Origin of the sequence: Lachnoclostridium sp. An131 (genome assembly GCF_002160825.1) — a bacterium.
GTDB lineage: Bacteria > Bacillota > Clostridia > Lachnospirales > Lachnospiraceae > Laedolimicola.
The window spans coordinates 25,546-36,271 of the sequence record NZ_NFLI01000019.1 but is presented as its reverse complement, the minus strand read 5'-3'; the positions used below and the strand labels follow the sequence as shown (position 1 = coordinate 36,271).

Sequence of the window (10,726 nt, the reverse complement as noted above, 5' to 3'; positions counted from 1 at the left end):
CTCCATATCCGCCCCCTTTTTCCATCTCAGATCACTGCCCTTTCACTGTCTGATTACATTATTTTCATACAGAAATTCCTTCACCGCCTCTGTCCGAAGAGTCTGACGAAAGCTCTCCTCCTCCTTTTCCCAGTGCTCCAGCTCTTCTCTGTAATAGCTGTCCTCCTCCCTGTATCCCATCTCAAGCACGCCTGACATATGCTCTTCCCTGGCAGCCTTTATCTCATTCTCGCCCGGCTCGAGCCCTTCCGCAGCCGCTATGGCTTCCGTGACATACCAAAGCTTCCGTGACTCCAGCGCATGCTCTTCTTCCATACTCTGCCTCCCGCTTTCTGTCAGCTCTGCCTCCGACGCAATCTCCAGCAGGATCAGCTGCGCCGTAGCGTCCCTGGCCTTCTCCTGTTCCACCCGGGTGTACTTTTCCTGCAGATATGCACGCCAGTCTGCCTCTGACTTATAGCGTCCCTGTGTTGTGTATGACACCTGCTCGTCCGTCCACGCCTCATAACTGGTTCCTCTGATTTCATTGTACATGGCAAGCATTTCTGACATCAGGCCGTCCATATAGGCCTCATCCACAGTCTGCGGCTTCACTGCGGAAAAGGGGCGTCCCGTGTATTCCGGCAGTATGACATACCCTGCACGGCCTTTCTCTGTTCTTTCTGTTTCTCCTGTTCTCTCTGCTCCCGCAAGATTCCGGCAGGCCGCAATTCCTCCGGCAGCGGAAAGCATGAAAAATACAGCCAGCGCAGCCGCCGCTGTCCGGCACTTTCTTGTCTTGGACCACATCTTTTCTTCCTCCAAATCCAGAATCAGAACACGATAGCTATTCAAAAAACATTTTTCTGCCAATCATCACCGCCTTCACAGCCGTTTCGTTTTTTAATCTCTTTTTTGTGGAATATCTGAGGAGATGCTCCTCTGTGAATCAGAAGATCTGTCTGATAATTGAAGAATACCAGATATTGGAAATCGTGTCAATATATTTTTACAGAAAAAGGGATTTTCTCCTGCCTCATGATAGACTGCAGGACAAAAATCCCTGACCGTACAGATGATACAAAAATACCCCTGGCTGGCAAGACGGCTCTCATTTCCTGCCAGCCGGGGCACCTTTCCTTTACTCTCTACAGCTTTCTAATCCGTTCCAGAGCAGCGGCCGTATTCTCATAGGAACCAAAGGCCGTCAGCCGGAAATACCCCTCTCCGCTGGGGCCAAAGCCGGAACCCGGCGTTCCCACTACTCCCGCGTTTTCCAGAAGATAATCGAAAAACTCCCAGGAATTCATCCCATGCGGGGTCTTCAGCCAGATGTAGGGAGCGTTCACGCCGCCGGATACCGTATAGCCGGCGTCCTTCAGGCCCTCAAGAATTGTCTTTGCATTCTTCATATAATAAGCGACCTGCTCCTTCAGCTGCGCCTTTCCTTCCGGAGAATATACGGCTTCGCCGGCCCGCTGAATGATATAGGGAGCTCCGTTGTACTTGGTTCCGTGTCTTCTCGCCCAGAGTGCATGCAGAGAGACGTCTCCGCACTTTAAATCCTTCGGAATCACAGTGCAGCCCAGGCGCACACCCGTAAATCCGGCATTTTTGGAAAAGCTCCGAAGCTCGATGGCACAGGTTCTTGCTCCCTCACACTCATAAATCGTATGAGGAACCTCCTCCTCAGAAATATATGCCTCATAGGCGGCGTCATAGATAATGACCGCCCCCACCTTATTCGCATAGTCTACCCATTCCTGCAGCTGAGCCTTTGTAATGGTGGAACCGGTCGGATTGTTCGGGAAGCACAGATAAATCAGATCCGGCGTCTCCTTCGGAAGCTCCGGCGCAAAGCCATTCTCAGCCGTACAGGGCATATAGATCACATCGCTCCAGGTCTCCGTCTTCGGATCGTAGGTTCCGGTCCGTCCCGCCATCACGTTCGTATCCACATAGACCGGATACACCGGATCGCAGACTGCGATTTTATTGTCTGTACTGAAAATCTCCTGGATATTTCCCGCGTCACACTTGGCTCCGTCGCTTACAAAGATCTCGTCTGCGGAGATATCTGCACCCCGGGCCTGAAAATCGTTCTCTGCAATGGCCTTTCTCAAAAACTCATAGCCCAGATCCGGCGCATAGCCGTGAAATGTCTCCGCGTTTCCCATCTCGTCTACTGCCCGGTGAAGCGACTGAATGATCGCCGGGGCCAGAGGCTGGGTCACATCTCCGATTCCCAGGCGGATAATCTGCTTCTCCGGGTGCTCCGCTGCGTACGCCGCCACCTTCTTTCCAATCGTGGAGAACAGATAGCTTCCCGGAAGCTTCAGATAATTGTCGTTGATCTTGTACATGATTTGCTCCTCTCCGAACCGTTTCTTACGGTTCCTGAATCCTTCTCTATTTCTGATTTACGCTTGCTTTCAGCTCCTCCGGATCAAATTCTCCGGTATAGGCCGTGGCAGCCGGCCCCGTCATATAGACGCAGTTATCCTCTTCATTCCAGCTGATCTCCAGGGCTCCGCCCAGAAGGTGCACGATCACATCGCGTTCCGCCAGCCCGTTTAAAACAGCGGCCACAGCTACCGCACAGGCGCCCGTCCCGCAGGCCATGGTTTCTCCCGATCCGCGCTCCCAGACGCGCATCTTCAGATGCTTCCGGTCTATTCTGCTGACAAATTCCGTATTGACTCTGTCTGGAAAACGCTCATGGTTTTCAAAGCTTGGACCGATTTCCTCTATCTTCAGGTGGTCCACATCATCCAGGAAAATAACCGCGTGAGGATTTCCCATGGAAACACAGGTCATCTCATAAACCTGATTGTCGACCACGATAGGCTCACCTACCAATGCTCCGCCTTCTCCGATTACCGGAATCCTTCCGGGCTCCAATATCGGTTCCCCCATATTGACTCGGACCTTTTCCACCTTTCCATCCTTCACCGTAAGCTTCAGATGCTTCAGAGCGCCTCCCGACAGAATATTCAGCTCCTTTTTGTCCGTAAGACCATTGTCATACACATATTTAGCTACACAGCGGATGCCGTTTCCGCACATTTTCCCATAGGAACCATCCGCGTTATACATAGCCATCTCAAAGTCTGCCTCCTCACAAGCCTTGATTAAAATCAGGCCGTCAGCGCCGATTCCCTTATGCCGGTCGCTGACCAGGCGGGCCAGCTCCTCCGGGTTCTCCGGTGCCTCCTTGGTGCAGTCCATATAAACATAGTCGTTGCCAATCCCATGCATCTTTGTAAATTTCACTGATTCTCTCTCCTTTTTCCCGCCGGTTCCCTGCTTTTCGGATCATGCTCCTTCCGCGCCCGGCTGTTAAAATCTCATCATGCTCAGCACCATCTCTGCTGTTTCCACCAGATTTGTGCCGCTGTCCATACTGCACTTCTGAATGTATCTGTGAGCCTCCTCCTCTGTCATTCCATTCCGTTCCATGAGGAGGCTTTTTGCTTCCTGAAGCACCCTTTTATCTGCTTCTGAGCGCTCCTTCGGCCTGCTCCTGCGTTTCTTTCTGCGGCGCTCGATTCCCGCCGCCATCATTTCCAGCGTACTCAGCAGCTCATGGACCTTCAAAGGCATGGAGACACAGACGATTCCCTCCCGTCCATACTCGCTCCACACCCGCTGGGATGCCACCAGAAGCATCTCAAAGTGTGACGGCAGACAGTCCTGCAGCTCCGAATACATCATATCCGGATATTTGTATCCACAGACTACGATTCCGTCTCCAAGGCCATTGGCGGAGGCCAGCGCCTGGGCTCCCGTAGTGCAGACCGCCGGCACCTGAAAGCCATGCCTGACCAGCAGATTGCGGATGTTCTTCGCATCTTCAATTTTCGGAAACAGCACAATAATATTCGTCACACTCTCACCTCCTCCGGATTCAGCGTCACTGGCAGGGACGATACGCTATCCCGGGGAAGCGGTCAGAAACGATACAGATAATGCTCTGTCTCCCACTCAGACACATGGGCGCAGTATTCTTCCCATTCTCTGCGTTTCGCCCGAATGTAGCTGCGGCTGATATTTTCTCCCAGAGTATTCCGGATCAGATCATCCTCTTCCATGGCTCCCAGCGCCTCCTCCAGATTTCTCGGTAGCGCTTCGATTCCCAGGGCCTTTCTCTCTGCGTCCGACATCTTGCGCACATCCCGATCTGCCGGAACCGGCGGCTCGATCTGATTTTTGATGCCGTCGAGGCCAGCCTCCAGGCAGACTGCCAGGGCCAGATAGGGATTGCAGGACGGATCGGGACTCCGAAGCTCAATCCGGGCATTGTCCCCCCGGAGAGCCGGTATGCGGATGAGCTGGCTGCGGTTTACGGCAGACCAGGAAACATAGGACGGAGCCGTGTACCCGGCCATGGTCTGCGCCGGGAAGAAACGCTTGTAGGAATTAACCAGCGGATTCGTGACTGCCGTCATACCCCTTGCATGCTTCAGAAGGCCTCCGATAAACCAGTATGCCTCCCGGCTCAGGCCATTGGCATCCGAAGCATCCTGGAAGATGTTCCTTCCATCCCGGGAAAGGGACATGTTGGTATGCATGCTGGAACCGTTCATTCCATCGCGGGGCTTGGGCATAAACGTCGCATGCAGGCCAAACCGCTTCGCGATCGTCTTCACCGCAAGCTTAAACGTCATAATATTATCCGCAGTCACCAGCGCCTCATCATACCGGAAATCAATCTGATGCTGGGCCGGAGCAGTCTCATGATAGGAGGATTCCACCTCAAATCCCATCTCCTCCAAGGTCAGGATAATGTCCCGCCTCGTATTTTCCCCGAGATCGATGGGGCTCATATCAAAAAAGCCTGCGCGCTCATGGCTGAAGGTCGTGGGATTCCCCTCGTCATTGGTATGGAACAGGAAAAATTCGCACTCCGGTCCCACATCGAACTGATATCCCAGCTCCTCCGCGTGCCGGACCGCCCTTTTCAGAATTCCCCGCGGATCTCCGCTGTAGACAGTACCATCCGGACGATGGATATCACAGATCAGCCTCGCTACCTTCCCCTGCTGGGGCCTCCATGGAAACACAGCCAGCGTATCCAGATCCGGGCACAGGAACATGTCTGTATCATTGTCATGCAGAAATCCCTCCACGCAGGAGCCGTCAAACACATAGCCCTGATCCAGCACCCGCGCCAGCTGCCCTGCAGTCACAGCCGTGTTTTTCAGATTTCCGAACAAATCCACAAACTGCAGGCGGATAAACTCCACATCCTCTTCTTCCACCATTCTCAGAATATCACGCTTCGTATAATGCTCCATAATACTCTCCTTCATTTTTTTACAGGCGTCAAAAGCTTACCTTTCTATAATAAATATAAATATAAAAATGGGCGCTCTTTTCCCTTAAAAAAGAACGCCGTTGTCCTGATACAAAATATAGCAGTTAGGAGAAAATTTGTCAACCGGGAACAAAAACTTCTTGACAAACAGCCCTCCATCGCATACAATAATACCTGCATGTGAGTTATGACAGATGCAATAGGAATGATCGGAGTATGGCGTAGCTTGGTAGCGCGCTCGGCTGGGGGCCGAGAGGTCGCAGGTTCAAATCCTGTTACTCCGATTTTGAGCCGGAACAGAAAGATTCTGTTCTGGCTTTTTTTATCTGTTGACTTCTGCCTGAAATCAGACTATTCTTTAGGAAATTACATACAAAAAGAAGGCGCTGGCTATGAAAAACAAAAAATGGCTCTACTTTATTCTGATGCTTCTGCCTCTGGCGGTTTCTCTCATTGCACTGCCGTTCCTGCCGTCTCAGATTCCTGCACACTACGGCGCAGACAACCAGGTCACACGCTGGGGAAGCAAGTATGAAGCTCTGCTTCTGCCTCTGCTCACCATTCTCTTTGGTCTTTTCATGATGCTTATGGCCAGATATGCGGCAAAGCAGGAAAAAAGCGGGGGCAGCAATGAAAAGGCAGTGGTAATCACCGGCCTGTGTTCTCTGCTTTTGTTTAATCTCATGAATTTTTATTTCCTCTATACCGATTTTCATCAGGTAGAAAATCTGTCCGAGGTTCCCGTAGATCTCTTCAGTCTTGTGTTTCTGTGCCTGGGTATTTTTCTGATCCTCTGCGGAGCCCTGATGCCCCGCCTGAAAAATAATTCTATCATCGGCCTCCGTACAAGATGGAGCCGGAAAAATGATATCACCTGGGAAAAAAGCCAGAAATTCGGCGGAGTCACCTTTATCATCAGCGGATTCTGCATGATCGCCGCAAGCCTGCTGACAAACGGGACCGCCTGCTTTCTCTGGTCTATGGCAATCCTGCTTGCAGACACCGTGATATCTGTCTGGTACACCTATAGAATCGCAAAAAAATACAGCTGAAAGACTCCGTGGAAGCGGCAAAGGTGCGCGGGGGCATCCATGAGACATGGATGCCCCCGCGCACCTCTTATTTTTCTTACTTATCCCCTTCGCTTTCTAGAATTCCCACAGCCTCCAGCACGTCTGTCACCTTCTGTACCGGCACAATCTCCAGCTTTTCCCGAATCTCCTCTGCCACATCTGACAGATCCCGCTCATTTTCTTTCGGAATAAACACCTTCCTCACTCCGGCCCGCACCGCTGCCATCAGCTTCTCCGGCAGTCCTCCGATAGGCATGATCCTGCCCTGGAGAGAAACCTCGCCGGTCATCGCACATTCCGGGTCGACCACATGCCCGGTCACCAGAGACGCAAGAGCCGTCGTCAGCGTAATGCCGGCGGAAGGACCATCCTTCGGAACGGCTCCCTCGGGCACATGAATGTGCAGATCGTTCTTTTCAAACTGCTCCTCCTCTTCCGGGAACAGGTATTTCACCAGACTGACTGCAATCTGCGCAGATTCCTTCATCACGTCTCCGAGCTGGCCTGTGATCAGCGTCTCACCCTTCCCTCTCGTAAACATGGTTTCAATAAACAGAATATCTCCTCCTGCCTGCGTCCAGGCCAATCCCGTGACGATGCCCGGATTCCGGGGAAGCTGAAGCTTTTCATGATAGATCGGATTCATGTCAAAGATATCCTTGAGCTCCTCCTTCTTGATGGGCACCGGCGGCTTCTCACCCCTGACCAGACGAACCGCCGCCGATCTGCACACTGCATCCAGGCACTTCTTCAGCCCGCGCACGCCTGCCTCCATCGTATAATCGGCAATGATATGATGCAAAAGCCCGTCGGAAAGCTCCAGCTGTTCTCCTTTCAGTCCTGCATTGTCCATTGACTGCGGCAGAAGATGCTTTCTGGCAATCTGCATTTTCTCCGTCTCGGTATAGCCCTGAAACGTAAGAACCTCCATCCTGTTCAGAAGGGGCTCCGGAATCGTATCCGTGCTGTTGGCTGTACAGATAAACAGCACATCCGACAGATCGTAGGGTACATTCATATAGTGATCCGTAAAGTTGCTGTTCTGCTCGGGATCCAGCACCTCCAGAAGCGCGCTGGACGGATCACCGTCAAAGGCCTTCGTCAGCTTATCCACCTCGTCCAGTACCATAACCGGATTGGAGACGCCGCTCCTTTTCACTCCTTCCATAATTCTGCCCGGCATCGCGCCGATATAAGTGCGCCGGTGTCCGCGGATCTCCGCCTCATCGCGAATGCCGCCCAGACTGATTCTTACGTATTTTCTGCCAAGCGCCTTCGCTATACTCTGTCCGATGCTGGTCTTTCCAGTTCCGGGCGGGCCCACGAACAGCAGGATAGAGCCAGACTGCTTTTTCTTCAGCCGCATCGCGGCGATCTGCTGAATAATGCGCCTCTTAATCCTTTTCAGCCCATAGTGATCCTCATCCAGGATCCTTTCTGCCCTGTCCAAATCTACGGCCCGAAATCTCTCCTTCTTCCAGGAAAGCCCGGTCACAAAGTCCAGGTAATCGTAAAGCATTCCGTACTCATGGCTGTTCTCGCCCTCCTGCTTCATGCGGTTTAAGACCTTCTCCGCTTCCTTCCGGGCCGTCTCATTCATGCCCGCGTCCTGAATCTTCATCTCAAACCTTCGAATGTCTGTCACGCTCTCCGGATGCATCCCGTCAAGCTCCTTCTGGAGAATCGCGATCTGCTTTTTGAGCGCCTCCTCCCGGTACAGCCTTTCATTGGACTCCGTCTGCGCCTTCTGCGCATCTGCGCTGACCCTGGACACCTCGATAAACTCATAGATGGCCTTCTCCATCAGCCTGTAGCGCTCAGAAACACGGTCTGCCGCCAGGACTGCATACTTCTCCTCGTCGGAAATGCCCAGCTGATAAGACAGAGCTACGCACATTTCCTCCAGGCTTTTCCATCTAAGCACATAATTCCTGGCTACGATTCCCCACTGAAAACCATCCACAAACTGAAGCAGCGCTCCCTGCGCCCCCTTAAAGGCCTCTTCCCGGCTCTGCTCATCCATATCTATAATGTCAGGGCGAAGAGAAGCCGCTGCATTCCATCTGCCATTCTCATATTCTGCCACTTCCACATCTACACGGTATTTGGCCTGTACGCTGATTCCTCCGTCGCCATCCACCTCTGTGACTGTGCCCATCAGGCCGACCGGATAGAAATCCTCAGGCGCTGCCTCCTCTGCCTTTTTCTCCTGCTTCATAATCAGAAAAAGGACCTCTTCCTCCGCCGTCGCCTGCTCCTCCGTCATCTTCTCTATGTAATCCTTCTGAAAATAATAATGAACCTCCGGCGCCATCAAAAGGCCGGAGACAGGCAATATCATCATAAGCCATATTCCTCCCATATTTCATCTGCTATCTCATGCAGCCGTTTCAGAATTCTGAAGTATTCCTCTGAGTCATGCTCCCCCAGCCTTTCAAATAAACCGCAGTACATTTTCAGCGAATTCTCATACCGTTGTGTGATATAGGCGCTGCCCTCCTCCGTCAGCACAATATAAACCTTTCGTCTGTCCGCCCTGTCATGCTCCCTGGAAATATAATGTCTTTTCTCCAGCATATTGATGATATTGGTCGTCCTGCCCGGAGTCAGGCCCATCACTTTCGCAATCTCTCCGGCCAGGATCCTTCCTCCAAAATTGTAGATGCAGAGCAGCGCGCCGTCTTCGCCTCCGGCCGACAGTGTCTTCATCGCATCAAGCCGCTTCCTTGACTGCATAAAATTCATCTCGCAGAATGCCTTTGCCAGTTCCTCATAACTCATAATACACCCCGTCATTTCCTTTCGAGACAGAAGCCGCTGCTGTTGTTTTCTAGTAGAAACTTCTATTAGAAAATATTCTACTCCCGGATATCTTTTTTGTCAATACCAGGCCAGGTTCCATCCTATGCATTTCACGCATATTTTTCGGCCGCCTGCATATACTGTAAACACTATGATAACGTGAGGTGATCCCTATGATTCAATGCTATCCCTTTGAGCTTCTGCCTCTGCCCTATCTCTACGATGCGTTGGAACCCCATATAGACACGGAGACCATGTTTTTCCATCATTCCCGTCATTTGAAAACATACGTAGACAACCTGAACCGCCTTCTGAAGCCGTATCCGGAATTCCATGAATGCACGCTGGAGCGCCTTCTCCTGGAAAATAAAAAGCTGCCGGAGGAAATCCGGCAGGGTGTCTGGAACAACGCTGGCGCAGTCTACAGCCATCAGTTCTTTTTTGCCGGGATGACTCCGAATTCCACGAAGCTTTCCGGCAAGCTCAAAGACGCTCTGTTTCTTGATTTTAAATCCTGGGAGGATTTTTACGAAGTGTTTTTTGAAATGGCCCTGAAGCTTTTCGGCTCCGGCTATCTCTGGCTGGCCGCGGACGAGCGGGGAAAGCTGGTTCTTCTTCCCCTGCCAAACCAGGACACGCCGCTTCCCCAGCTTCTCACTCCAATCCTCAACCTGGATCTCTGGGAACACGCCTATTACCTGAAGCACAGGAATCTGCGTGCCGACTATATCAAAGCCTGGTTTCAGGCCGTAAACTGGGCGGAAGCAGAACGCCGCTACCAGGCAGCACTGCTTCAGAATGCCCTGCATACCAGCCGCTGACACGGCAGATGCCAAAAGCGGCACAGGCAGCCCGTATATCCGCATCTATATCCCCCAGCCTCACTGGCGGATATAGATGCCCTGTTCTTCGATCCAGTCTTCCAGCTCCTCCTGGGCGTCCTCCGCCCAGGTAACAGCCGTAGACGCGCAGGCCAGGGGCCGTCCGGTCCTGGCAAAATATGCTTCGATTCTCACAGCCAGCTCCTCATACTCATCCTGGAAAATGCAGTTTTTCAACGTATTATTCCGGATACCGTCCAGACACTCCCGGTAATCCATCCAGAGAACGCTCTCCACCTCTGATGCCTGAAGCTTCATTTCCGGCGCGTCCGGACCGTACTCATACAGATAGATATAGCTGTACTCATGGTTCTTGAAAAGCTTTCCGTAAAATTCCTGCTCATGATAGCCGATATGGGAAAAAAGAAAATGCAGCTCCTCCAGAGACGCCGGAATCCCCAGCTCCTCCTTCAGCTCACGGACCGCTGACTCAGAAAAATCCTGGCCCGCAGGGATATGGCCGGCGGACGAAATGTCATAATATCCCGGAAAAGAATCCTTGTCCGCACTCCGCTTCTGCAAAAGCACATCCGCAGATCCCCTGTCGGCCCGGTAACGGACCAGCCATACATGGGCCGTCCCATGCAGATCCCCGTCCCGGTGTACCAGAGTGCGCTCCTTCACTTCACCCGTTCTTTTTCCGTCTCTGTCTCTCAAATCGATCATTTCCATCT

11 protein-coding genes and 1 tRNA gene are annotated in these 10,726 nt (G+C 52.2%); 4 read left to right on the top strand and 8 right to left on the bottom strand.

What is annotated here, in order from left to right; all coding sequences use genetic code 11:
• Nucleotides 1–42 precede the first annotated feature (42 nt).
• Nucleotides 43–834 (bottom strand): hypothetical protein, encoded by a 792-nt coding sequence (locus B5E77_RS14375; RefSeq protein ID WP_143468645.1) that lies wholly within the window; start codon nucleotides 832–834, stop codon nucleotides 43–45.
• Between the two features lie 89 nt (nucleotides 835–923).
• Between B5E77_RS14375 and B5E77_RS17420 the strand changes: the two genes are divergently transcribed.
• A complete protein-coding gene (locus B5E77_RS17420) occupies nucleotides 924–1,046 on the top strand; it encodes a hypothetical protein (RefSeq protein WP_275532770.1) in 123 nt (40 codons plus the stop codon).
• A gap of 81 nt (nucleotides 1,047–1,127) precedes the next feature.
• Here the strand turns inward: B5E77_RS17420 and B5E77_RS14370 are convergent, their stop codons facing one another.
• The 4 genes from B5E77_RS14370 to glnA all read right to left on the bottom strand — a co-directional run bounded on the left by B5E77_RS14370 (nucleotide 1,128) and on the right by glnA (nucleotide 5,276).
• Complete coding sequence (locus B5E77_RS14370) at nucleotides 1,128–2,342, bottom strand: LL-diaminopimelate aminotransferase (RefSeq protein WP_087166048.1); 1,215 nt, start codon at nucleotides 2,340–2,342, stop codon at nucleotides 1,128–1,130.
• Between the two features lie 46 nt (nucleotides 2,343–2,388).
• The gene (gene dapF / locus B5E77_RS14365) at nucleotides 2,389–3,252 is read right to left on the bottom strand and encodes a diaminopimelate epimerase (protein ID WP_087166047.1); all 864 of its coding nucleotides are present in this window, start codon (nucleotides 3,250–3,252) and stop codon (nucleotides 2,389–2,391) included.
• 66 nt (nucleotides 3,253–3,318) lie between these two features.
• Nucleotides 3,319–3,867, bottom strand: a complete 549-nt coding sequence (locus tag B5E77_RS14360; protein ID WP_087166046.1) for an ANTAR domain-containing response regulator — start codon at nucleotides 3,865–3,867, stop codon at nucleotides 3,319–3,321.
• Between the two features lie 62 nt (nucleotides 3,868–3,929).
• Nucleotides 3,930–5,276, bottom strand: coding sequence for a type I glutamate--ammonia ligase (gene glnA / locus B5E77_RS14355; RefSeq protein WP_087166045.1), 1,347 nt, complete (start codon nucleotides 5,274–5,276; stop codon nucleotides 3,930–3,932).
• 230 nt (nucleotides 5,277–5,506) lie between these two features.
• Between glnA and B5E77_RS14350 the strand changes: the two genes are divergently transcribed.
• Together B5E77_RS14350 and B5E77_RS14345 are read left to right on the top strand one after the other, a co-directional pair.
• Nucleotides 5,507–5,580, top strand: a tRNA-Pro gene (locus B5E77_RS14350).
• Nucleotides 5,581–5,688: 108 nt separating this feature from the next.
• A complete protein-coding gene (locus B5E77_RS14345; protein WP_087166044.1) occupies nucleotides 5,689–6,348 on the top strand; it encodes a DUF1648 domain-containing protein in 660 nt (219 codons plus the stop codon).
• Between the two features lie 76 nt (nucleotides 6,349–6,424).
• On the opposite strand, the gene lon is transcribed toward B5E77_RS14345, so the two are convergent.
• Both lon and B5E77_RS14335 read right to left on the bottom strand, forming a co-directional pair.
• Nucleotides 6,425–8,713 carry an endopeptidase La gene (gene lon / locus B5E77_RS14340; protein WP_087166043.1) on the bottom strand — a complete coding sequence of 763 codons (2,289 nt, stop codon included), beginning with the start codon at nucleotides 8,711–8,713 and terminating at the stop codon, nucleotides 6,425–6,427.
• A complete protein-coding gene (locus tag B5E77_RS14335) occupies nucleotides 8,710–9,150 on the bottom strand; it encodes a MarR family winged helix-turn-helix transcriptional regulator (RefSeq protein WP_162609712.1) in 441 nt (146 codons plus the stop codon). Before B5E77_RS14335 ends, lon begins: the two co-directional genes overlap by 4 nt.
• Nucleotides 9,151–9,344: 194 nt before the next feature.
• Here B5E77_RS14335 and B5E77_RS14330 point away from each other — a divergent pair, with 194 nt between their 5' ends.
• A complete protein-coding gene (locus B5E77_RS14330) occupies nucleotides 9,345–9,992 on the top strand; it encodes a superoxide dismutase (protein WP_087166041.1) in 648 nt (215 codons plus the stop codon).
• 60 nt (nucleotides 9,993–10,052) lie between these two features.
• On the opposite strand, the gene B5E77_RS14325 is transcribed toward B5E77_RS14330, so the two are convergent.
• Complete coding sequence (locus B5E77_RS14325; protein ID WP_087166040.1) at nucleotides 10,053–10,724, bottom strand: NUDIX hydrolase; 672 nt, start codon at nucleotides 10,722–10,724, stop codon at nucleotides 10,053–10,055.
• Nucleotides 10,725–10,726: the final 2 nt, after the last annotated feature.

Coding starts and splice junctions, on each gene's coding strand:
- B5E77_RS14335 (WP_162609712.1), bottom strand. CDS start 9,150: ATGAGTTATGAGGAACTGGCAAAGGCATTCTGCGAGATGAATTTTATG.
- B5E77_RS14370 (WP_087166048.1), bottom strand. CDS start 2,342: ATGTACAAGATCAACGACAATTATCTGAAGCTTCCGGGAAGCTATCTG.
- glnA (WP_087166045.1), bottom strand. CDS start 5,276: ATGGAGCATTATACGAAGCGTGATATTCTGAGAATGGTGGAAGAAGAG.
- B5E77_RS14330 (WP_087166041.1), top strand. CDS start 9,345: ATGATTCAATGCTATCCCTTTGAGCTTCTGCCTCTGCCCTATCTCTAC.
- B5E77_RS14325 (WP_087166040.1), bottom strand. CDS start 10,724: ATGGAAATGATCGATTTGAGAGACAGAGACGGAAAAAGAACGGGTGAA.
- lon (WP_087166043.1), bottom strand. CDS start 8,713: ATGATGATATTGCCTGTCTCCGGCCTTTTGATGGCGCCGGAGGTTCAT.
- B5E77_RS14345 (WP_087166044.1), top strand. CDS start 5,689: ATGAAAAACAAAAAATGGCTCTACTTTATTCTGATGCTTCTGCCTCTG.